Origin of the sequence: Natronomonas marina (genome assembly GCF_024298905.1) — an archaeon.
Lineage (GTDB): Archaea > Halobacteriota > Halobacteria > Halobacteriales > Haloarculaceae > Natronomonas > Natronomonas marina.
Map to the genome: position 1 here is coordinate 2008160 of NZ_CP101154.1, position 21204 is coordinate 2029363.

At 67.8% G+C, this 21204-nt stretch carries 29 protein-coding genes and 2 tRNA genes; 22 read left to right on the forward strand and 9 right to left on the reverse strand.

The window, feature by feature from the left end; all coding sequences use genetic code 11:
* Position 1 precedes the first annotated feature (1 nt).
* From NLF94_RS10820 to NLF94_RS10835, 4 genes are read right to left on the reverse strand one after another with little or no spacing between them, the layout of a single operon-like run.
* Positions 2 to 976, reverse strand: a complete 975-nt coding sequence (locus tag NLF94_RS10820; protein WP_254837638.1) for an aldo/keto reductase — start codon at positions 974 to 976, stop codon at positions 2 to 4.
* A gap of 57 nt (positions 977 to 1033) precedes the next feature.
* Entirely contained in the window at positions 1034 to 2077 is a 1044-nt protein-coding gene (locus NLF94_RS10825) for an ABC transporter permease (RefSeq protein ID WP_254837639.1), read from the reverse strand.
* Positions 2070 to 3923: an ABC transporter permease gene (locus NLF94_RS10830; RefSeq protein WP_254837640.1), complete on the reverse strand. Its 1854-nt coding sequence runs from the start codon at positions 3921 to 3923 to the stop codon at positions 2070 to 2072. Before NLF94_RS10830 ends, NLF94_RS10825 begins: the two co-directional genes overlap by 8 nt.
* Positions 3923 to 4813 carry an ABC transporter ATP-binding protein gene (locus NLF94_RS10835; protein WP_254837641.1) on the reverse strand — a complete coding sequence of 297 codons (891 nt, stop codon included), beginning with the start codon at positions 4811 to 4813 and terminating at the stop codon, positions 3923 to 3925. Before NLF94_RS10835 ends, NLF94_RS10830 begins: the two co-directional genes overlap by 1 nt.
* A 52-nt stretch (positions 4814 to 4865) precedes the next feature.
* On the opposite strand from NLF94_RS10835, the gene NLF94_RS10840 reads away from it, so the two are divergent.
* Positions 4866 to 5270, forward strand: a complete 405-nt coding sequence (locus NLF94_RS10840) for an SRPBCC family protein (RefSeq protein WP_254837642.1) — start codon at positions 4866 to 4868, stop codon at positions 5268 to 5270.
* A 29-nt stretch (positions 5271 to 5299) separates the two neighbouring features.
* Here NLF94_RS10840 and NLF94_RS10845 read toward each other — a convergent pair whose 3' ends face one another.
* Together NLF94_RS10845 and NLF94_RS10850 are read right to left on the reverse strand one after the other, a co-directional pair.
* Positions 5300 to 5542, reverse strand: coding sequence for a transcriptional regulator (locus NLF94_RS10845; protein WP_254837643.1), 243 nt, complete (start codon positions 5540 to 5542; stop codon positions 5300 to 5302).
* 146 nt (positions 5543 to 5688) lie between these two features.
* Positions 5689 to 6102 carry a DoxX family protein gene (locus NLF94_RS10850; protein ID WP_350355878.1) on the reverse strand — a complete coding sequence of 138 codons (414 nt, stop codon included), beginning with the start codon at positions 6100 to 6102 and terminating at the stop codon, positions 5689 to 5691.
* Between the two features lie 189 nt (positions 6103 to 6291).
* On the opposite strand from NLF94_RS10850, the gene NLF94_RS10855 reads away from it, so the two are divergent.
* Positions 6292 to 6615 (forward strand): winged helix-turn-helix transcriptional regulator, encoded by a 324-nt coding sequence (locus tag NLF94_RS10855; protein ID WP_254837645.1) that lies wholly within the window; start codon positions 6292 to 6294, stop codon positions 6613 to 6615.
* Positions 6616 to 6667: 52 nt separating this feature from the next.
* On the forward strand, positions 6668 to 7492 hold the full coding sequence (locus NLF94_RS10860) for a hypothetical protein (RefSeq protein ID WP_254837646.1): 825 nt from the start codon (positions 6668 to 6670) through the stop codon (positions 7490 to 7492).
* A gap of 36 nt (positions 7493 to 7528) precedes the next feature.
* On the opposite strand, the gene NLF94_RS10865 is transcribed toward NLF94_RS10860, so the two are convergent.
* On the reverse strand, positions 7529 to 8566 hold the full coding sequence (locus NLF94_RS10865; RefSeq protein ID WP_254837647.1) for a tyrosine--tRNA ligase: 1038 nt from the start codon (positions 8564 to 8566) through the stop codon (positions 7529 to 7531).
* Positions 8567 to 8696: 130 nt separating this feature from the next.
* On the opposite strand from NLF94_RS10865, the gene NLF94_RS10870 reads away from it, so the two are divergent.
* The 3 genes from NLF94_RS10870 (at position 8697) to NLF94_RS10880 (ending at position 11604) form a co-directional block, all read left to right on the forward strand.
* Positions 8697 to 9152 (forward strand): DUF7960 family protein, encoded by a 456-nt coding sequence (locus tag NLF94_RS10870; RefSeq protein WP_254841419.1) that lies wholly within the window; start codon positions 8697 to 8699, stop codon positions 9150 to 9152.
* Positions 9153 to 9322: 170 nt separating this feature from the next.
* Positions 9323 to 10324 (forward strand): PKD domain-containing protein, encoded by a 1002-nt coding sequence (locus tag NLF94_RS10875; RefSeq protein ID WP_254837648.1) that lies wholly within the window; start codon positions 9323 to 9325, stop codon positions 10322 to 10324.
* A gap of 59 nt (positions 10325 to 10383) precedes the next feature.
* A complete protein-coding gene (locus NLF94_RS10880; RefSeq protein WP_254837649.1) occupies positions 10384 to 11604 on the forward strand; it encodes a hypothetical protein in 1221 nt (406 codons plus the stop codon).
* A gap of 120 nt (positions 11605 to 11724) precedes the next feature.
* Here NLF94_RS10880 and moaA read toward each other — a convergent pair whose 3' ends face one another.
* Positions 11725 to 12708, reverse strand: coding sequence for a GTP 3',8-cyclase MoaA (gene moaA / locus NLF94_RS10885; protein ID WP_254837650.1), 984 nt, complete (start codon positions 12706 to 12708; stop codon positions 11725 to 11727).
* Positions 12709 to 12843: 135 nt separating this feature from the next.
* On the opposite strand from moaA, the gene NLF94_RS10890 reads away from it, so the two are divergent.
* The 16 genes from NLF94_RS10890 to rpsB all read left to right on the forward strand — a co-directional run bounded on the left by NLF94_RS10890 (position 12844) and on the right by rpsB (position 20630).
* Positions 12844 to 13887 carry an Mrp/NBP35 family ATP-binding protein gene (locus NLF94_RS10890; protein WP_254837651.1) on the forward strand — a complete coding sequence of 348 codons (1044 nt, stop codon included), beginning with the start codon at positions 12844 to 12846 and terminating at the stop codon, positions 13885 to 13887.
* Between the two features lie 2 nt (positions 13888 to 13889).
* Positions 13890 to 14132: a DUF7976 family protein gene (locus tag NLF94_RS10895; protein WP_254837652.1), complete on the forward strand. Its 243-nt coding sequence runs from the start codon at positions 13890 to 13892 to the stop codon at positions 14130 to 14132.
* A 44-nt stretch (positions 14133 to 14176) separates the two neighbouring features.
* A complete protein-coding gene (locus NLF94_RS10900; RefSeq protein WP_254837653.1) occupies positions 14177 to 14329 on the forward strand; it encodes a hypothetical protein in 153 nt (50 codons plus the stop codon).
* A 196-nt stretch (positions 14330 to 14525) separates the two neighbouring features.
* Positions 14526 to 14609, forward strand: a tRNA-Ser gene (locus NLF94_RS10905).
* A gap of 16 nt (positions 14610 to 14625) precedes the next feature.
* A complete protein-coding gene (locus NLF94_RS10910; protein WP_254837654.1) occupies positions 14626 to 15141 on the forward strand; it encodes a 30S ribosomal protein S13 in 516 nt (171 codons plus the stop codon).
* Positions 15141 to 15665 carry a 30S ribosomal protein S4 gene (locus tag NLF94_RS10915; RefSeq protein WP_254837655.1) on the forward strand — a complete coding sequence of 175 codons (525 nt, stop codon included), beginning with the start codon at positions 15141 to 15143 and terminating at the stop codon, positions 15663 to 15665. Before NLF94_RS10910 ends, NLF94_RS10915 begins: the two co-directional genes overlap by 1 nt.
* A 1-nt stretch (position 15666) precedes the next feature.
* Positions 15667 to 16050, forward strand: coding sequence for a 30S ribosomal protein S11 (locus NLF94_RS10920; protein WP_254837656.1), 384 nt, complete (start codon positions 15667 to 15669; stop codon positions 16048 to 16050).
* Between the two features lie 2 nt (positions 16051 to 16052).
* Positions 16053 to 16796: a DNA-directed RNA polymerase subunit D gene (locus NLF94_RS10925; RefSeq protein ID WP_254837657.1), complete on the forward strand. Its 744-nt coding sequence runs from the start codon at positions 16053 to 16055 to the stop codon at positions 16794 to 16796.
* Positions 16797 to 16959: 163 nt separating this feature from the next.
* Positions 16960 to 17044: transfer RNA gene (locus tag NLF94_RS10930), tRNA-Leu, on the forward strand.
* 24 nt (positions 17045 to 17068) lie between these two features.
* A complete protein-coding gene (locus NLF94_RS10935; RefSeq protein WP_254837658.1) occupies positions 17069 to 17422 on the forward strand; it encodes a 50S ribosomal protein L18e in 354 nt (117 codons plus the stop codon).
* Positions 17419 to 17853 (forward strand): 50S ribosomal protein L13, encoded by a 435-nt coding sequence (locus tag NLF94_RS10940; protein ID WP_254837659.1) that lies wholly within the window; start codon positions 17419 to 17421, stop codon positions 17851 to 17853. The genes NLF94_RS10935 and NLF94_RS10940 overlap by 4 nt, the downstream gene beginning before the upstream one ends.
* On the forward strand, positions 17847 to 18245 hold the full coding sequence (locus tag NLF94_RS10945; RefSeq protein WP_254837660.1) for a 30S ribosomal protein S9: 399 nt from the start codon (positions 17847 to 17849) through the stop codon (positions 18243 to 18245). The genes NLF94_RS10940 and NLF94_RS10945 overlap by 7 nt, the downstream gene beginning before the upstream one ends.
* A gap of 11 nt (positions 18246 to 18256) precedes the next feature.
* A complete protein-coding gene (locus NLF94_RS10950; RefSeq protein ID WP_254837661.1) occupies positions 18257 to 18451 on the forward strand; it encodes a DNA-directed RNA polymerase subunit N in 195 nt (64 codons plus the stop codon).
* A complete protein-coding gene (locus tag NLF94_RS10955) occupies positions 18448 to 18621 on the forward strand; it encodes a DNA-directed RNA polymerase subunit K (RefSeq protein WP_178291576.1) in 174 nt (57 codons plus the stop codon). Before NLF94_RS10950 ends, NLF94_RS10955 begins: the two co-directional genes overlap by 4 nt.
* The gene (gene eno / locus NLF94_RS10960) at positions 18622 to 19818 is read left to right on the forward strand and encodes a phosphopyruvate hydratase (RefSeq protein WP_254837662.1); all 1197 of its coding nucleotides are present in this window, start codon (positions 18622 to 18624) and stop codon (positions 19816 to 19818) included.
* Positions 19815 to 20630 (forward strand): 30S ribosomal protein S2, encoded by an 816-nt coding sequence (gene rpsB, locus NLF94_RS10965; protein ID WP_254837663.1) that lies wholly within the window; start codon positions 19815 to 19817, stop codon positions 20628 to 20630. The genes eno and rpsB overlap by 4 nt, the downstream gene beginning before the upstream one ends.
* Before the next feature lie 24 nt (positions 20631 to 20654).
* Here rpsB and NLF94_RS10970 read toward each other — a convergent pair whose 3' ends face one another.
* A complete protein-coding gene (locus NLF94_RS10970; RefSeq protein ID WP_254837664.1) occupies positions 20655 to 21173 on the reverse strand; it encodes an NUDIX domain-containing protein in 519 nt (172 codons plus the stop codon).
* Between the last annotated feature and the right edge of the window lie 31 nt (positions 21174 to 21204).

Genomic DNA, 21204 nt, shown 5'->3' on the forward strand with positions numbered 1-21204 from the left:
CTCACTCGTGGCCCGACACCGACACCGGCTCGTAGGGCTCTTCGAGGTACTCGACGTCGCTGTCCGACAGCGTTATCTCCAGGGCCTCGACGGCGTCCTCGAGGTGTTCGATTTTCGAGGCGCCGATGATGGGCGCGTCGACCCACTCGTTGTGCAGCAGCCACGACAGCGATAACTGTGCCATCGAGACGCCTTTCTCTTCGGCGAGTTCCTGCACCCGCTCGTTGATTTCGCGGCCGCCCCCGTCCGCGTAGGGGTGGGCCTGCGCGTAGTCGTCGGTCTCGGCTCGCTTCGTGGACATGTACTCCTCGTGGGGTCGGGTAAGGTAGCCGCGCGCCATCGGCGACCACGGCACCACGCCCAGCCCCTCCTTCTCGCAGAGCGGCAGCGTCTCGCGTTCCTCCTCGCGGTAGACGAGGTTGTAGTGGTTCTGCATCGTCGCAAAGCGCTCGAGTCCGAGGCGGTCGCTGGTGTGCAGGGCGTCGGCGAGCTGGTGGGCCCACATCGAGGAGGCGCCGACGTGGCGGGCATTCCCCCGGCGGACGGCGTCGTCGAGCGCCCGAAGCGTCGTCTCGACGGGGGTGTCGTAGTCCCAGCGGTGGGTCTGGTAGAGGTCGACGGTGTCCATCCCCAGTCGTTCGAGCGAGGCGTCCAGTTCCTGTTCGATCGTCTTCCGGGAGAGGCCGCCGGAGTTGGGGTCGTCGTCCCGCATCTGGAAGTAGACCTTGGTGGCGACGACGCTCTCATCGCGGTGGCCTTCCAGGGCCTCGCCGAGGACCCGCTCGCTCTCGCCGCGAGAGTACATGTTCGCGGTGTCGAAGAAGTTGATGCCCAGATCGAGGGCTCGCTCGACGAGTTCGTGACCGAACTCCTCGCCGCGGACCCACTCGCGCCAGTCGGAATCGCCGAAGCTCATGCAGCCGAGACAGATGCGCGACACCTCGATGCCGGTCGAACCGAGCGTGGTGTACTCCATGCCCGTACCCTCGCAGCGCCCCGTCAAAAAGTCGCCGGCAGGTCGGCGGCCGCGGCGTCACCCGAACCGTTCCGGCGAGATGCCGGCCGCGTAGCGCCGGACCGCGAGGACGGCGACGGCGGCACCCACGACGTAGCCCGCGAGGTGCAGGTGGGTGCCGGTGGTCGCGCTGCCGATGGCGAGACGGGCGACGGTCGTGGCGGGGTGTTCGGGCAGCGCGGCCGCGGCCGCAAACGCCGCGAGCGCGCCCAGCGAGTAGGTCAACTGCGCCCGCTGTCGGACGGGGATGGCGACGGCGAGCGCGGCGGCGAAGGCGACGGCGACAACCGCGAGCGCGCTCGCGAGGACGGCCAGCAGCGCGACGTTCGCTATCGCGATGTCGTTGAACTCCAGCAGGGCGACCCACGCGAGCACCTGCAGCGGCGCGAGCGCGGCCAGCAGGCCGGCCTTCCCGTCGACGATGCCGACGACGGAGACGGGCGCGACCCGGAGTAACTCCAGGGTGCCGCGTTCGATCTCCTCGGTGAGCGAGTCGACGACGACCGCGCCGCTTATGAACACCGGCAGGAAGACGAGCAGCGGAAGCAGGACGGTGTAGGAGAACCCGAAGTAGGGGCTGGCGTCGATCGAGGGTGGCAGCGGCAGCGGGTCGAACTCGAGGTGGGCGTCGCGGTCGGCCCGCTCGTCGCGCTCGAGTTCCTCCAGGACCGCCCGCAACTGGACGACGACGAGCGTCTTCCGGAGGCTCGACTGCGGGACGTCGGCGGTGACGGCGACCCGGCCGTCGCTCGACTCCGCGCGTACCACCGCCGAGACGCGATTCCGCTGGAAGGCGGACCTCGCGGCCGCCCGGTCCTCGTAGGTCACCAGCTCCACCCCCTCGACCTCGGCCGAGGCGGCCACCAGCGCGTCGGCCTCCTCGCCGGTGACCGCCACCTCGACGTTCTCGCTGGCGGCGCCGGGATCGTACAGCGAGGTGAGACCGACCACCAGAAACGACGAAAAGCCCGCGATGACCAGTTGGATGAGGATGGCGAGGACGATGGTCTTCTCCCGGGAGAGCGACCCCAGTTCCCGGCGCGCGATGGCGACTCTAGACAAGGCGACTCACCACCGCGACGTTGTACGCGAGGTGCAGCAGGATTGCCGCCGCGAGGCTCACGGCGAAGGCGGTCCGGCCTCGGCTCGCGCCGACCGCCGACACCGTCGCCGTGACGACGTGCAGCGCCAGCGGCGCCACGGCCAAAAGCGCGACGACGGCCGGGCTGTTCGTCCCGAGCCCGGTCTGGAAGGCCGCGTCGGCGACGGCCGTCCCCGGTAGCCCGACCACCTGGACGAGGACGGAGAGCTTCTCGGCGAGGAAAAATCCGACGCCGGCCGACCCGCCGGCCGCGACGGCGGCTCCGAGCGTCCGTCCGTAGCGGCCGGCGAGGAAGCCGGCATAAATCGGCAGCCCCTTCGCCAGTTCCTCGATGACGGCGATGGTGCCGAACACGAGCGGTATCGAGAGGCCGACCGGGAGGGCAAAGAGCAGCGCGACGGCCAGCAGTTCCGCGACGAAGACGAACGGGACGAGCAGCGCGACCACGAGCGCGAGGCTCCGGGGGCGGCGGATCCGCCCGGCGAGGGCGTCCAGTGCCTTGCGGTGGACCGGCCGCTGGGTGAAGAGGTCCTCCTCGCGGTAGACGCCGAGACCGAGCAGAAAGCAGACGCCGGCCACGAGCGTCGCCGGGGCGGTCGCAAAGAGGAACTGTCCGGGCGAGACGCCGGCACCCGTCAGGTCCCGGACGGCGACGGTGAGCGGCGAGACGAACGCCACCGGACTCGTCCCCGTGAAGATGGCCGGCACGAACGCGTAGGTCGTCAGGAGCGTGCTGACGGTGACGGAGACGAAGGTGAGTTCCTTGAACGACCGGGCGAACATCGCCCCGAGGAACGTCGTCGACAGGAAGAGCAGCGCCAGCGGGACGACCGCCAGCACCGACAGCGGGCCCGCCTGCCCGCCGAGGACCCACAGCCCCGCGACGATGGTCGCCGCGATTGCCATCGCGGCCGCGAAGTACGGCAGCGTCTTCCCGAAGACGATTTCGGTGGGGCTGACGGGCGAAACGAGCAGCAACTCGCCGCGGCGGTCGAGTCGCTCCGACAGCATCGAACTCCCGTAGGCCTGGATGACGAAGTTCAACGGCAGCACGAAGAGGAAGGCCAACACGAGCGACTGGAAGGGGAAGGGCGGGGAGATGTCCGACGGCGACCCGGAGGTGCCGGCCGTCCCGAAGAGGTCGAAGGCGCCGAGCGAGGGCGCCCCCACCTGGCCGCCGTCGTCGCCGGTGCCGCCCGTCGAGGGCAGGCCGCCACTGCCGCCGTCGCCGCCACCGGTGCCGTCACCTCCGCCACCGCCGCCGTTGCCGTCGCCGCCATCGTCGCCGGTGCCGGCGCCGGCGGTCCCACCGACACCGTCCCGCTCGACGAACTCCAGGGAGACGACGACGGGGAAGGCGGCCGTCTCGTTGTCCTCCAGGCGCATCCGTCCCTCGTTGTACTGCGCGACGGCCTCCCGGAAGGCGGCAACTGCGGCGCGACTCTTGTCGGTCGGTTCGCCGCCGCGTCTGGCGAGGTAGATTCGCGTCCGGTCGGACCTGCTTGCGATGTAGATGTCGTACCCCTCGTCGACCCGGAGTCGGCCGTCCGCAATCGCCTCGGGGTCGGGGTCGCGCACCGCGAAGGTGGGATCCTCGGCGACGGGGTCGTGGAAGGGGCTGTCCTCGTCAACGCCGACCCGGTAGATGCCGTCCTCGATGGCGACACCTCCGACCAGGCCGACGACGCCGAACGCGACGACGAAGGCGGCCGCGGCCACGACCACGGCGACGGCGCCGCGGTCGAAGCCGCCGACGCCCTTGGTCGTCTCCCAGCGGGCGATGCGGAGGAGCTTTCGCGGCCGCATCAGGCCTCCGTCCGTCCGGCCCGCTCGCCGGTCTCGGCGAGGTCCAAGAAGAGCCGTTCGAGACTCGGTTCGACGGTCCGGATGTCGGCTATCTCGCCGCCCCGTTCGGCCGCCGCCGCCTCGATTTCCCGCACCGCGTCCATCCCCTCGACGACGCGCCGGTAGCGGCCGTTCTCCGCAACGGACTCCGGCACCTCGACGGTGGTGTAGACGTGGTACTCGGTGCTACCGTACTCGCCACGGAGGTCCTCGAGGGCACCCTTGGCGACGACGCGGCCCTCGTTCATGATGGCGACGCGGTCACAGACCTCCTCGACATGGTAGAGGTTGTGCGCCGAGAAGACGACCGTCCGGCCCTCCTCGGCGAGTTCCCGCGTGAACTCGACGATGTAGTTAGTGGTCAGAGGGTCGAGTCCCGAGGCGGGTTCGTCGTAGACGACCACGTCGGGGTCGTTGACCAGCGAGCGGACGATGGCTACCTTCCGGGTCATCCCCTTGGACATGTCCCCGATGGGGCGCTCGCGGTGGTCGAGTTCAAGTCGGTCCAGCGCCTCGTGGATGCGCTCGTCCGCCACGTCGCGGGGGACGTCGTAGAGGTCGGCGAAAAACCGGAGGTACGAAAGCGCGGTCATCTCCTCGTACAGCGGCGACTCCTCCGGGAGGAAGCCGAGACGACGGCGGGTCTCGCGGGCGTCGGCGGGCGCGCCATCGACCTCGACGGTGCCGTCAGTGGGTTCGACGAGGCCGGCGAGCGTCTTCAGCGTCGTCGTCTTGCCGGCGCCGTTCGGGCCGACGATGCCGAACACCTCCCCCGAGTCGGCGCCGAAGGAGACGCCGTCGACGGCCACGAACCCCCCGTACTCCTTCCGGAGGTCACGTACGTCTATCACGCCCGTCGAGTCGGACGGGGAGGACAAAAAGCCGGGCGCCGTATCGAGGCGCATGGAACTCCGACGGACGAGCGCTGGCCGACGCTGGGTCGTCGGCGCCGACATCGCGGCGCCCGCCGACCGGGTCTGGGAACTGCTGGTCGACACCGAGCGGTGGCCGGAGTGGGGACCGACGGTGGCGGCCGTCGAGTCACCGACCCGGCGCATCGAGGCGGGGACGACCGGCCACGTTCGCATCCGGGGCATCGGAGCCAGGGTACCCTTCGAGATACGGTGCTTCGACGCCGAGGCGATGCGGTGGCGCTGGGACGTCGCCGGCGTGCCGGCGACCGGCCACCGCGTCGCGGCGTCGGGCGACGGCTGCCGCGTCGAGTTCGAGATACCGTTCGCGGCCGCCGGCTACGCGCCGGTCTGCCGGCGGGCCTGCCGGAAAATAAAGCGACTGGCCGAGAACTGAGTGGCGGTCCGGGGCACACCCGGGCGACCCTATTCGGCGCGGGAGGCGACGCTGAAGTCCCGTACCGGGTGGAGATCCTCCTCGAGACCGGACCCCTCGCAGTCCTCGCTGGGGCAGGCGTAGTGCCAGCCGTCCTTCGTCGCCCGTCGCTCCGAGAACTGCTCGCCGCAGCGCTCGCAGATGAGCGCCTCCGCCGAGCAGGTGTCCCGGTGGAGTTCGTACTGGAGTTTGCTCGAGAACGTCCGCTTGCAGTTCCGGCAGGTGTGAGTCATGTGCTGACGTGGGCGGTCATCCGTAATAGAAGTGCCCCTTCGTTTGTCGACCAACGAGACGGCGCAAGACGTCGTTTCGCGGCGTTTGAGTCCGCAAGTGAACGTTCGTTCACGCCGGGCGGCAGAAACGGTCCGACGGCCGCAGGTCAGAGACCGACGTTCGCCGCGAGCGGCCACGACGCGCCCGCGAGCGCCAGGAACACCAGCGCACCGGCCGAGAGGCTCACGTTCTTGAGGAACTGCGTCATCTCGGTCTGGGCGTCCTCGCCTTCCGCGTTCCAGAAGTCGTGCATCGTCACCGCGGAGACGAGGAGGAAGACGGCGAGTGCCCCGGCCCCGACCGTCGGCAGGACGCCGGCGAGTATCGAGAGTCCGCCGAACACCAGCAGTCCGCCGGAGAACAGTACCGACGCGGTCGGCGCCGGAATACCCTTGAACGCCGCGTACTCCGCCATCTCGTCGCCGTTCTGGAAGTGGTTCAGCCCCATGAAGGCGAGCACGCCCCCGAAGACGACCCGCGCGAGCAGGAAGGCGACGTCGGCGCCGGCGGTCTCGAACATCATCGCCCCTCCGTCGTCACGGTCGGTCGAGCGTCGATACCGTCGAAACTGCGGTTCACAGCCATCACGGTCGTGGATAGCACAGTCGCGTTTATATCATTTCCCGGACACGAGTGTTACCGGGTGACACCGGTGTTACTGGCGCGGCACGTCGATGAGATATTTATTCGGCGCCCTCGTATCGCTCGCATGGCACAGGCGCCCCAGGAGCCGGAGTCGGTCTGTCCCGTCGTCGAGTCCATCGAACAGCTCGGGTCGAAGTGGCGACTGCTGGTGCTGCACGCCCTGCAGGACGGCGAACGGCGGTTCAACGAACTGAAACGGGAGACGGACGCCAACGCACGGACGCTGTCCCGCGTGCTCGACGACCTGGAGGGGACGGGCTTCGTCGAACGCCGCCTCGAGGAGGACGCCCCCGTCGCGACGTACTACTCGCTGACTCCGAAGGGGCGGTCGCTGTGTCCGGTCTTCGACGAGATCGAAGCGTGGGCCGACGAGTGGCTCGAGACCTAATCGACCACAGCGCCGGCCAAAGACCCTTGTAGGACGCCGCTGGTGTTCCGGTATGGCACTCGGACTCGACCGTGAAAAGCTCCTCTACGTCGTCGGCATCCTCCTCGGGGTCGCCGCGGCGGCGTACTTCGGATTCCAGCTCTTCGAGGGCGTCTCACCGGCCACGACGGCCACCCTGCTGTTCGCCGGCTTCCTCTGCTTTCTGCTCGTCGGCGTCGGCTTCGACGTCGAGACCCTGGATATCGTCGCGTACGCGCTCGCCGCAGGCTGCTATCTCGTCTTCGTCGCGTACGTCCTCTCGCGATTCGACGTCGGCGACGGCGGCACGTTCCTGCTCCTCGCGGGGTCGTCGGCGCTTTTCATCGCGCTCGGCTATCTCGCCCAGCGGGACAGCCTGACGCTCGGACGGCGGCGGGCGGCGGTTGCCGTCGTCGCGGTGCTCCTGGCGTCCGTCGCACTCGTCGGCGTCGACCTCGCCGGGCCGCAGCCGACGACCACCGCCGAGTTCGAGGAGTCGGTCGAGATACCCGACGTCCGCGACCGGGCCACGGTCGGCACGGTAACGGTCACGAACGGCTTCTTCCTCCCCCGGCGTGCGGACATCGACCGGTACCACGCCTGCGTCTACGGTCCGGAGTACCGGCCGGCGCCGCTGGAGTACAGACCCTCGCTCGGTTCGCCGCTGCTGGGCGGTGGCGAGTCCCGAAGCTACGAGCTCGCGCTCCCCGGGTTCGTCTTCTACGACGACAACGGGACCCGCCGCGAGGGGTTCCAGGACCTGGAGTCGATCCCCGTCGAGACCGCCGCGGAGTGTCCCGAGCGCAGCGACGAACCGAAGGTGGTGGTCGTCCAGCGACCGACGCCGCCCCGGCGGTGAGTTCCGACTGCGGCGGCGCGGCCGACCCCTCGTTCGTCAGGCGTACTTCTCGGGGTAGGCGTCCGCCAGCAGTTCCGGCGCCTCGAGCAACCGTTCTCGAACCGGTTCGATGACCTCGGCGATTGCCTCGGCGGCCGCCGGCTTGAGGTCGGCCGGGTGGAGTTCGCCGGAGACGAAGTCGGACTCGAGGGCCTCGTAGTCGGCGTAGACGAGGTCCCCGCCGTACTCCTCGGGTCGCTCGACGAGGAACTCCTCGCCGCGCTCGGCCAACACCGGGAACACGAGAAAGCGGAGGTACTCGAGGACACCGTTGTCCTCGACGTCGCCGGCGGGACAGTAGGCGCTCTCTATCTTCTCGGCGACCGCCTCGTCGTCGTCGGTGAGGTTGATCTTCGAGCCCGCCTCCGAGGCGGACATCTTGCCGCCGGTCAGCCCCGACAGCAGCGGCGCGAAGACGCAGGCGGGCTTGTCGTACCCCTGCTCGGGCAACTGCTCGCGGGCCAGCATGTAGATGCCACGCTGGTCGATGCCGCCGTAGGCGATGTCGGCCTCCAGCGCCGCCACGTCCAGCGACTGCATCAGCGTGTAGACGAGTCCGCCCAGTTTCGGGTTCTCCGACTGGCGGACCACCTCGCTGCCCGCCCGCTGGGCGCGCGAGAGCGTCGTCTCCGCGAGCATCCGGTACAGCTCCAGGGTGTAGGGCTCTTCGAGCTGGTAGTCCGTCCCCCGGACGAACTCGACGCCATCGGGGTCGGCGCCGGCGGCCTCGATCATCGCCTCGATTGCGGCCTGGTAGTACGCCGAGCGGGCGTCCAGCAGTTCGAAGGGGCTCTTCGCGTCGTCGAGGTGGGCGTGCAGGTCGGCGACCAGCACCGTCACGTCGAGGCCGGCCTCGATGAAGTCCGCGAGCTTCCGGATCGTCGTGAAGTGCCCGATGTGCATCTCGCCGGTCGGGGCGTAGCCGATGTAGGCGCTCGGCGACTCCCGCTCCTCGAACAGCGCCTCGATCTCGGCTTCGGTGACGACCTCCTCGGTGTACCGCGTGACCAGGTCGGTCCGCTCGGCCGCGTCCATGGACCTGCTACCGTGAGGCGGCCGATAAAACGTTCGGGTATCCGCCTCGTCGCCAACGCCTCGCACACGAGAACCCACAGGAATCCCCGGAGACCGTACGGCCATGCCCCTCCGGGACCTACTCCGGGGCATGTACACCGGGCGTACCGAGAAGCCCTGCTGTCTCTGTGGCCGCCCCGAGACCGACCACCGGGTCGACATCCCGCCCCGGGCCGTCCAGTTGCTGAAACACGCCGGCCCGATAGCCTGGCGGGACATCGAGGGCGAGGTCTCGCTGTACTTCTGTGCCGACGACTGGGCGACCGTCCGGGAACTCGTCCTCGAGACCGGGATGAGTCCGCTGTCTCGCTGCAACGCCGGCCGGGCGTCGTTCGTCCTCCGGGAGGACTTCGAGGCGCTCCTGAACGCCACCCGCGAGGAACCGGACCAGGCGCCGCTGGAGGCGGAGATGCGCGAGTCCGCCCGCTCGGTCCTCGACCGATACGAGAACGGCGACGACAACGTCGAGACCCGCGACCTCGTCGAGGCCCGCATCGTCCAGTGGGCGCTCGAGGACCTCGGCCCGCTGGAACGCTCGACCGCCTGAAGCCGCCTCTACCCGACCCGGAACGGGGCGTCGACGACCGCGACGTCGCTAGCGGAGCCCGTCGTCGACCCTCGGGAAACCTACGACCAGAATCCGCCCGAAATTATATATAGTGGAACGGTATTAAATCCGTCCCAAGAAATATGAAAAGATATGTCGCTCTCGTCCTCGTGGCCTCGCTTCTGGCGGGAACCCTCGGCGTCGCCGCCGCCGACTCCGGTCCGCTGGCCGACGCCGGCCTCGACCAGGAGGTCACCGTCGACACGACCGTCCAACTGGACGGCACCGGTTCCTCGCACCCCGACGGCACCATCGACAGCTACGAGTGGTCGATAGAGACGCCCAACGGCGGCCAGATCACGCCGGACTGTGCCGATTGCGCCCGGACCCACTTCACGCCCGACGACCCCGGTCGCTACGACGTGACGCTGACCGTCACCGACGGCGAGGGCCGCTCCGACAGCGACACCCTCTACGTCTACGTCGAGGGTGCCGGCCCGTCCGTCGAACTGGACGGCCCGACCGATCCGCCGGCCGACGAGCCGACTCCCTACGAAGCCACGGCGGAGACCACCAACGCCGAACTGGAGGAGATCACCTGGCGCGTCGACGACGCAACCGTCGCCGAGGGATCGCTTTCGGGGGCTGCCGACACCGACGAACGTCCGCTGACCTTCTCCGATCCCGGTACCCACCGCATCGAGGTCGTCGTTCGGGACTCGTCGGGCCGCACCGCCCGCGACACGCTCCTCGTCGAACCACAGGCGTTCGATTCCGACGACGACTCCGACACGGGCGGTTCGGTCGACGCCGGGTCCGACTCCCAGGACGGTTTCGAGACGGGTAACTCCGAATGTGACCTCGCGGGGGGACCCGCCACCGCCGGCTACACCTGCGTCGGGGACCCGACGGACGGTGACACCGGCTCCGTGACGAGCGGGTACAACAGCGCCTGTGACGACAACGACTGCGCCAGCGGCCCCGGCAGCGGCAACGACGATAAAGGCGATGACCCAGAAGAAGGCGATGGCGACAATGGCGCCAACGATAGCGGGAACGATTTCCCCGACGAAGGTGGAGAAAACGGGTCCAGTGATGGAGGAGGTGGGTCTGGGTTTTCCAGTGATGGTTCGGGGTATAGGGGGAACGATTCAGGGTATATCCAACCGTAGCCCCAGCCCAAGGCAGATTTCCGGTCAGGTTCATCCGCGGTTGACGAGATGTTCAGGACGTGGCACCACCACAGATATATTTACGTATAGTTCTGAAGAGGAATTATATGATGCGACGGCGGCGGCTGCTCCAAACGATCAGTGTTGGCCTCACAGCTGGAACAGCGGGCTGTAACCGCCTCGAATCCGACACCACTACTCCCACGGAGACGCCGAGCCCGACGGCGACAGACACAGCAACTCCGACAGTAACAGAATCCCGAGAGTACGCGCCTGAGGACCTCACGATTCCAAACTACATGGAACTCTTGCCACAGAAGCATCTCCGCGGTGAACAGCGGACGAACAACTCGAATTTCGTCCGAATCGACTGGGAATGGTACATCCGCATGATCAATGCCGAAATGACGTTCGGAGCCACGAAAACCGAGGACTGGACACTCGCTCCGGACAAAGGCAACCTGTTCCGCCCTCCGAAATACGACCTCATCCACACCCCCCTCGGAGCAACAATCGATATCGCTGAAATCATTACCGATCCGATCGGTGAGGGGTTCCCGAACGTTGGCCCGGAGCTCCTCAAACAGACCGGGCTCGCTGCGGAGTCAGAACAGCAGGAATCAGCCCGTGAGGTGGATGAGGTTATTGGATACTCTTCGCCTGGCATAATCATGTTCGTTGGTGCGAACCTGTCGTCGTTTCATGAGGCCGTCGCAGACAACCCCTCGACGAAAGACGATAGGTACCCCGATACAGTCGTGTATTCGGGTGTGGAGCATGCCTCTAGCCGGAACATCATCGTGAGTGAGGCGCGAGACCGCGATATCATCGCCGTCGAGTCCGGCGATGAAGACCCTGAAGCCCTCCACCCGTTAATCCTCCGGCTTGCTGGTGAGGGTGAGAGTGTGGTGGGTGAGGAGTCAGTCCAGTGGTGTCTCTCAAAGCTCCGACCGGGAATGCCGATGGTCGTGGGCGAGATCAGGGATGGGCGGGTGCAGTTTGATGACAGTCCGTATTCGAATCGGGAGGTCCAGCGGTTACCGGAGTTTGATGCGATCTTCTATGGGTTCGACACCAACGGCGAAACGGGGATGGGGCAGGCGGTGACGTCCCGCATCAAGGGGTCGCCGCCGAGTGAGGCCGAACTCCGGGAGGTGTATGGCTCGCCAGACGGTCAGGTGACGACCTCCGCTAACGACAACGTCTCCGAAATCACGGTGACATGGGGCCCCCAGCAGCTCTCTCGGCCGGTCAAGGCATTGAGCGATAACCAGCTGTAGAGATGTACGACAGTTGAATAATCCACACGGGGATTGGTGTCGATATGTCACCTCGTTGTGACATAAAATTACAGGTCGATTTGAGCATACAACCAGGTCCGGCGGTGAACGCCCTGCCGCTCAGGCCTCGATGTAATCGTCGTTGAAGACCCACTCGCCGTCGTCGTCGCGGATCATGTACTCGCCGTAGTAGGGCACGCGGTTCTCGACGGTTTCGCGGAACGCCTCCCGGATCTCGGGTTTCGTCATCTCGCCCATGCTCTTGAGGTCGTCGTTGCGGTTGAGACAGCCCTTCAGGTAGCCCTCGTGGGTGACGCGCACGCGGTGGCAGTTGGCACAGAAGGTGGGGTTCTCGACGGGATCGACGATCTCGACCATGCCCGTCTCCGTCTCGGCCGAGTCGTCGGGACCGACCCAGTAGCGGCGGCGGTCGTGCATCTCGCGGTGCTCGACGCGGTCGGCCCGTTCTTCGAGCCAGCCGTGGACCCGGTCGATGTCGACCGCCCAGTCGGGCCGGCCGGCGAGTTCGGGCATGTACTCGATGAGCTGGAGCTGCAGGCCCTCGTTGTCGGCGACGTGGTCGACCATCTCGGGGACGTACCCCGCGGTCTGCTCGAAGACGACCATGTTGAGCTTGACCGGGTCGAGACCGGCCTCCAGCGCGGCGTCGACCCCGGCCATCACGTCGTCGTAGGCGCTACTCTTGGTGACCTGTTTGAACGTCTCGGGCGAGAGGGCGTCCTGGGAGACGTTGACGCGTTCGAGGCCGGCGTCGACGAGCCCGTCGGCGCGGTCGGGGAGGAAGGTCCCGTTGGTGGTGAGCGAGGTCTCCATCGAATCGGGCGTCCGGCGGACGATCTCCTCGAGGTCCTGCCGGAGCATTGGCTCGCCGCCGGTGAACTTCACGGCGTCGACATCGAACTCGGCGGCTACCTCGAGAAAGCGGACGACATCGTCGGTGTCCATCTCGTCGTCGGCGGGTTCCATCGGGCCGCGGGTGTCGCCCAGCCCCTCGTTGTGGCAGTAGACGCAGTCGAAGTTACACCGGTCGGTGAGCGAGACCCGGACGCCCGTGACCTCCCTCCCGAACCCGTCCTCGAGCATATCCGAGAGTTCGTGTTCATGTGCTTAAAATCGATGCCACCAGCCGGTCGCCAGTAACTGTATTCGGTTACGCCAGAGCGGTCTCCCGGTCGCCGTTCACAACCCTTATCGTCGTCTCGCGGCCTATCCGGACGTATGGACGAAAACGCGATACTCGACCGACTCTCGGCGGTCAAGGACCCCGACCTCGGGGACGACATCGTCTCGCTGGGGCTGGTCAACGACGTGACCGTCGACGACGGTACCGTGGCAATCGACCTCGCACTGGGGGCGCCGTACTCGCCGACGGAGACGGCGATGGCCGGGGCGGTCCGGGAGGAACTGGCCGACCTGGACCGCGAACTCGAGCTGTCGGCGAGCGTCGACGCCGGGCCGTCCGCCGACGAGTCGGTGCTGCCGGGCGTCGAGAACATCATCGCCGTCGCCTCGGGAAAGGGTGGGGTCGGGAAGTCGACGGTGGCGGTGAACCTCGCCGCGGGGCTGTCGGAGATGGGTGCCAGCGTTGGCCTGTTCGACGCCGACATCTACGGGCCGAACGTCCCGCGGATGATCGAGGCCGACGAGCGACCGAAGGCGACCCACGAGGAGACCATCATCCCGCCGGAACGGTACGGGATGGAGCTGATGAGCATGGACTTCCTCGTCGGCGAGGACGACCCCGTCATCTGGCGGGGGCCGATGGTCCACAAGGTACTGACCCAGCTGTGGGAGGACGTCGAGTGGGGGCGCCTCGACTACATGGTCGTCGACCTGCCACCGGGAACGGGCGACACGCAGTTGACGCTGTTGCAGTCCGTCCCGGTGTCGGGGGCCGTCATCGTGACCACGCCGCAGGAGGTCGCCATCGACGACGCCCGGAAGGGCCTGCGGATGTTCGGGAAGCACGACACGCCGGTGCTGGGCATCGTCGAGAACATGTCGGGCTTCGTCTGTCCGGACTGCGGTGGGGAACACGACATCTTCGGCAGCGGCGGCGGCCGCGAGTTCGCCGACGACAACGACATGCCGTTCCTCGGCGAGGTTCCGCTTGACACGTCCGTTCGGGAGGGCGGCGACTCCGGGGCGCCCATCGTCCTCGAGACGGACAGCGAGGCGGGCGCGGCCTTCCGGGAGTTCGCCGACGAGACGGCGAACATGCAGGGCATCGTCCGTCGGCGGCAGGCCAGCGAGCGCAGGTGACGATGCCGGGAAGCGAGGACGAAGAGCGGGTCGAGAGCGACCCCGAGCGGGCGGCGCTGTTGCGGGAGGTCGCCGCGGAGGTGCGCGGCGACAGTTCCGAGAGCGAGCAGGTCGCGGCGATGCTGTACCGGGTCTCGGACCTCTACGACCCCGACGAGGAGACGACGCCGGCGGAAATCTACCGGAACGTCCGGACCATCCTCGACGTCAAGGAGCGCGGCGGCCGCCCGGAGCGGGACGGCTGACGCCGATGGGACCTTTTTTGTCGCCGTCGCCCTCCACGACCCGTATGGACGCGCTGTTGCACACGGGTATCGATCACCCGAACGTCTGGTGGATCGTCGTTCCGAGCATGCTGTCGTTCCTCGTGGGACTGGTGGCGTTCGTCTTCTCGGCCCGCATCCGGGCGTTCCTGGGGCTCGAGGAACCGGTCGCGGAGTGATCGGTCGAGGGCCGTGTGACCGTCTCACGCCCCAGCACCGCCGTCGCCGGGCGTATCGTTGTGCTTAAGTACGGTCGCGGGGTAGCGGAGGACGCAATCGATGCAGGGGCCCCGGCCCCGAGTCCGAGAAACCCCGAACGAGAGTTCAGGGACGCACGGAACGTAGTTCCGTGAGGGCGAGGATAGGCGCACGCGAGTCGTGGTAGCCAAGCATGGCCCAAGGCGCAGGGTTGCTAACTCTGTGGCGCAAGCCTCCGGGGTTCAAATCCCCGCCACGACGCTAATCCAACCCACACATGAGTGCAGAAGAACCCACGGCGGACGAGGAAGACGAGGACATTCAGTACTTCGTCCGTATCGGACAGACCGACCTCGACGGGACGAAGAGCGTCGAGCGGGCGCTGACCGACATGAACGGCATCGGTCGGCGCGTCGCTCGCATCATCGCGGACAGAGCGGACATCGACCGCCGGGAACTGCTCGGCGGTCTCGACGAGGACGACATCGACGAACTCGTCGACCTCGTGGAGGGGTACGCCGACGAGGTCCCCGAGTGGCTCACCAACCACCAGAAGGACTTCTTCGACGGCGAGACCACCCACGAGATCGGCAACGACCTCGAGATGACCCGCCGGCAGGACATCAACCGCATGAAGATGATAGACTCCTACAAGGGGGTCCGTCACAAGCGCGGCCAGAAGGTCCGCGGTCAGCGGACCAAGTCCACCGGCCGGACCGAGGGCACCATCGGCGTCAACGTCGAAGCCATCAAAGAGGAGATGGACGAGGAAGAGGGAGGTGACGAGGAGTAATGGCGCTCGGTAGCAACACCAAGTTCTACGAGACGCCGAACCACCCCTTCCAGGGCGAGCGCATCGCCGCGGAGGGCGACCTCCTCTCGCGGTACGGCCTCGCCAACAAGGAGGAACTGTGGCGCGCCCAGTCCGAACTGCGCGACTACCGCCGGGAGGCCCGCCGTCTCCTCGGGGAAGCGCAGGGCGACGCCGAGGCCGCCGGCGAGGCGGGCAGCGAGTTCATGGCCCGCCTGAAGCGCATCGGCGTCCTCGACGACGAGGAGGGTCTCGACGACGTCCTGTCGCTGGACGTCACCGACATCCTCGAGCGGCGACTCCAGACGGTCGCCTACCGGCAGGGGCTCGGCAACACCGTCAAGCAGGCTCGCCAGTTCATCGTCCACGGCCACGTCACCGTCGAGGGCGCTCGCGTGAACGCGCCCTCGTACAAGGTCGACGTCGCCCAGGAGGACCGCATCGAGTTCGACGACACGAGCCCGCTGGCCGACGAACTCCACCCGGAACGTGCGGAGGAACAATAACATGGCAGACGACAAGACCTGGGGCATCGCGCATGTGTATGCCTCGTTCAACAACACGATCATCACCGTAACGGACCTGACCGGCGCCGAGACGATTACGAAGTCCTCCGGCGGCACGGTCGTGAAGCAGAACCGCGACGAGGCGTCGCCGTACGCCGCCATGCAGATGGCGGAGGTCGTCGCCGAGGAGGTCCAAGACGCCGGCGTCGAGGGCGTCCATGTCCGGGTGCGCGGTCCGGGCGGCAACCAGCAGACCAACCCCGGACCGGGCGCGCAGGCGACCATCCGTGCGCTTGCCCGTGCCGGCCTGGAAATCGGCCGCATCGAGGACGTGACTCCCATCCCGCACGACGGCACGCGGGGCCCGAAGAACGCAGGGTTCTAACGATGGCAGAGGAGTACGACGTAACGTTCATCGACCGCGACGACCGGAGTGCGCGGTTCCTCGTCCGCGGCGTGACGCCCGCGTTCGCCAACGGGGTCCGGCGGGCGATCCTCGCCGACGTGCCGACGCTCTCGATCGACTCCGTGCGCGTCATCGAGAACTCGTCGGTCATGTTCGACGAGCAGATCGCGCTCCGGCTCGGTCTCGTCCCGCTGACGACGCCGGACGACTACCGGCCGGACGACGAGGTCACGCTGGCCATCGACGTCGAGGGGCCGGCCACCGCCTACTCGGGCGACCTGGTGTCGACCGACGACCAGGTCCAGCCCGCCGAGGAGAACGTTCCCATCATCGAACTGAAGGAGGGCCAGCGGCTCGAACTCGAGGCCGACGCGACCCTCGGCGTCGGCAAGGACCACGCCAAACACCAGGGCGGCGTGGCGGTCGGCTACCGGCACCTCCAGCGCGTCGAGGTCGTCGGCGAGAAAGGCGAGTTCGAGGACGACGACCCCGAGATCATCCGGGGCGTCATAGAAGCCGACGGCGAACTCGTCCCGACCGAGGAGTTCGACAACGACCTCAGCCAGCGGTACCCCGGCAAGGACGTCGAGGTCGAGGACGTGCCGAACGCCTTCGTCTTCAGCGTCGAGAGCGACGGGTCGATCCCGGTCGAGGAACTCGTCCTGGACGCCGTCGAGACGCTGGAGGCACGCGCGGACGAACTCGAAGAAGCGGTCCAACTGTAACCAACGATGTACCCACACACCCGGACTCGGACGATGGCTCGACGCGACGGCCCGGCCCGCGTCGGCAGCGGCGGAGCAGCCGCGCGCTCGCCGGCGGGGTCGCCGGCCACGAGCCCGGGGACCGAAAGCGGCTTTAGTGGGGCACGAAAACGAAACGGTGCGAGCAGGGATAGCCAAGTCAGGCCAACGGCGCAGCGTTCAGGGCGCTGTCCTGTAGAGGTCCGCAGGTTCAAATCCTGCTCCCTGCATCCACTTCTCAGGAGCAATAAACGATGAGTAGCAAGACGAACCCGAGGCTGACCAGTCTCATCGCGGACCTGAAGTCGACCGCCCGCAACGGCGGCAGCGAGGTCTGGAACGATGTGGCCGAGCGCCTCGAGAAGCCCCGGCGCACGCACGCGGAGGTCAACCTGGGCCGCATCGAGCGGTACGCCCAGGAGGACGAGACCGTCATCGTGCCCGGCAAGGTGCTCGGGTCCGGCGCCCTCCGGAAGGAGGTCACCGTCGCCGCCGTCGACTTCTCGTCGACGGCCCAGACGAAGATCGACCAGGTCGGCGAAGCAATCGAACTCGAACAGGCACTCGAAGACAACCCCGACGGCTCGAACGTGCGGGTGATTCGATGAGTTACGCGGAGTTCGACGCCGACATCGTCGTCGACGCCCGCGACTGTATCATGGGCCGCGTCGCCTCGCAGGTCGCCCAGCGCGCGCTGGACGGCGAGCGGGTCGCCGTGGTCAACGCAGAAAGCGCCGTCATCACGGGCAGCGAGGAGGACGTGATGTCGGTGTACCGGCAGCGGGACGCGGTCGGTTCCGACCAGGGACCGAACTACCCCAAGCGACCGGACCGCATCTTCAAGCGGTCGGTTCGCGGGATGGTCCCCTACAAGGAGACACGCGGCCGGGAGGCGCTCGGCCGGGTCCGCGTCTACGTCGGGAACCCGTACGAAGAAGCGGAGGTTCTCGAGGATACCTCGCTGGACCGACTGTCGAATATCAAGTTCGTCTCGCTCGGCGACGTGAGCGAGAACCTGGGTGCTAACGTCACATGGTAACCAACACGTCAGGCAAGAAGAAGACCGCCATCGCCCGCGCGACGGTGCAGGACGGCTCCGGCCGGGTCCGGATCAACTCCGAGCCCGTCGAGCTGTTCGACCCCGAGCAGGCGCGGCTGAAGATGCTCGAACCGTTCCGCGTCGCCGACGAGGAGCTTCGAGACGACGTCGACGTCGACGTCACCGTCTCCGGCGGCGGCTTCGCGGGTCAGGCCGACGCGGTCCGGACGGCCATCGCCCGCGGCCTCGTCGAGCACACCAACGACGCGGAACTGCGGGACGCGTTCATGTCCTTCGACCGCTCGCTGCTGGTCAACGACGTCCGGCAGTCCGAACCGAAGAAGTGGGGCGGCCCCGGTGCGCGGGCCCGCTACCAGAAGTCCTACCGGTGAGGTGAGAAGGCATGATGGTACCGGTCCGGTGTTTCACATGCGGTAACGTCGTCGGCGAACACTGGGAGGAGTTCAAGGCCCGCGCCCGCGAGGGCGAGGAGGACCCCGCCGAGGTGCTGGACGAGCTCGGCGTCGAGCGCGCCTGCTGTCGGCGCATGCTCGTCTCCCACAAGGACCTCGTCGACATCGTCTCCCCCTACCAATGAGAGGTACGAACCGATACGAGAAGGCGCGCATCCTCGGGGCGCGAGCCCTGCAGGTGTCCTACGGAGCGCCGGTGCTCATCGAGACCGACCAGACCGAGCCCATCCTCGTCGCCGCCGAGGAGTACGACGCCGACGTGCTCCCCTTCACCGTCCGGCGGGGTGAGGAGTAGATGACGCTCATCACGGAGGTCCGGCTGCGCCGGATTCTCGACAGTCGCGGAAACCCGACGGTCGAGGCCGAGGTCAGGACCGAGAGCGGCGGCTTCGGCCGCGGCGCGGCCCCCTCCGGTGCGTCCACGGGCGAGTACGAGGCCGTCGAGCGGCCGGCGAGCGAGGCCATCACGAAGGCCCGCGAACTCGCCGTCCCCCGGCTCGAGGGGCAGGTGTACGCCGGCGACCAGCGCGGCGTCGACTCGACGCTGCGGGCGGCCGACGGCACCGACGACTTCTCGGAAATCGGCGCCAACTCGGCGGTCGCCATCTCGATGGCCGCCGCCAAGGCCGCCGCGGACGTGCTGGGTGCGCCGCTCTACCAGCACCTCGGCGGCGCGTTCCGGGGACGGGACTTCCCGATCCCGCTCGGGAACGTCGTCGGCGGTGGCGAGCACGCCGCCGACGCGACCCACATCCAGGAGTTCCTCGCCGCGCCGGTCGGCGCACCCTCCGTGACGGACGCGGTCTTCGCCAACGCCCGGGTCCACGGCGAGGTCGGCGACCGCCTCGCCGAGCGAGGGATCGCCGCCGGCAAGGGCGACGAGGGTGCGTGGGCCCCCTCCATCGACGACGCCGAGGCGTTCGAAATCGTCGACGAGGCCGTCGAGACGGTCGCCGACGAGGTCGGCTTCGAGGTCGGGTTCGGTCTCGACGTGGCCGGCGCCGAACTCTACGAGGACGGCGCCTACCGCTACGGCGACCGGACGCGGAGTCCCGACGAGCAGATAGCGTACGTCGCCGACCTCGTCGACGAGTACGGCCTCGTCTACGTGGAGGACCCCCTCGACGAGGACGACTACGAGGGGTTCGCCGAGTTGACCGACCGGGTCGGCTCGGAGACGCTGGTCTGTGGCGACGACCTGTTCGTCACCAACACGGACCGCATCGAGGCGGGCATCGAGCAGGGCGCGGCCAACAGCGTCCTGGTCAAGCCCAACCAGATCGGGACGCTGTCGGACGCCTTCGACGCCATCGAACTGGCCGTCTCGAACGGCTACGCTCCCGTCGTCTCCCACCGGAGCGGCGAGACGGAGGACACGACCATCGCACACCTCGCCGTCGCCACCGACGCCCCGTACGTCAAGACGGGCGCTGTCGGCGGCGAGCGCACCGCCAAGCTGAACGAACTCATCAGAATCGAGGCAAACGCATGAGCGACAACGAAGAGGGGTTCGACGCCTCCGAACTGGACGAGGAGCTCGACGAGCTCGAAGAGGAGCTCGACGAGGAACTCGACGAGGAGGCTACGGCCGAGGAGGCCGCCCCCACAGACGACGAACAGCCCGCCGAGGCCGACGACGACGAGGCCGACGACGCCGAACCGACCGACGACGAACCCGCCGAGGAGGAACCGGTCCTCGACGAGGACGTCATGCCGGACGACGAGGCGGACCTCCTCATCCCGGTCGAGGACTACCTGGCCGCCGGGGTCCACATCGGGACCCAGCAGAAGACGAAGTCCATGGAGCGGTTCATCCACCGCGTCCGGACGGACGGACTCTACGTGCTGGACGTCTCGACGACCGACCAGCGCATCCGGACGGCCGCGTCGTTCCTGGCGAACTACCAGCCCGAGCAGATCCTGGTGGCGTCGAGCCGCCAGTACGGTCGCTTCCCGGCCGAGAAGTTCGCCGACGCCGTCGGCGCCCGTGCCCGGACCGGCCGGTTCATTCCGGGGACGCTGACGAACCCCGACTACGAGGGCTACATCGAGCCCGACGTCGTCGTGGTCACCGACCCCATCGGGGATTCCCAGGCCGTCAAGGAGGCCATCACGGTCGGCATCCCCGTCATCGCGATGTGTGACTCCAACAACACGACGTCGAACGTCGACCTCGTGGTGCCGACGAACAACAAGGGGCGGAAGGCCCTCAGCGTCATCTACTGGCTCCTGGCCAACGAGACGCTGGACCGCCGCGGCGCCGAGCCCGGCTACGCCCTCGAGGACTTCGAGACCGAACTGTAGACCCGTTTTCGCTATTTCGACACGTCATTCCGACAGCGATAGCTCCGCGAGTTCCTCGTAGACGACCTCCTCCGGAACCGACTCCGTCCACCCGACCTCGGCGACGCCGGGACCGGCCGCGGGAGGTCCGTCCGTCCGACGACCCTCGAAGACGAGATACGGGTTCGGGACGGCCAGCCGGTCGGTCCGGTCGTCCATGTAGAGCAGGTGGACCTGCGAGAGCCCCGTGAGGTCGGCCTCGACGCCAGCGGCATCCCGGAGCGCGCGGTTGGCACACTCCCGGTAGGACTCCCCGGGCCGGCGGGCGTCACCGGGGTCGACCCAGCCGTCGCCGTCCTCGTAGCGGACGAGGAGGACGCCGTCGTCGCCGCGAACGCGGACGCCCGCGCCGCCGACGACGCCGAACGACTCGAACGTCTCGACGAGGGCGTCGCGGTCGTCGGGGTCGCAGTCGAGACGGCGGCCGACGAGGTCGATCTCGCCGTGTTCGGCGGCCAGGTCGGCCACGAGGGCGTTGACGTGCCGGAGCAACTCGACGGACACACCTGCCCTGGGACGGCCAGCGGCTTGGGCG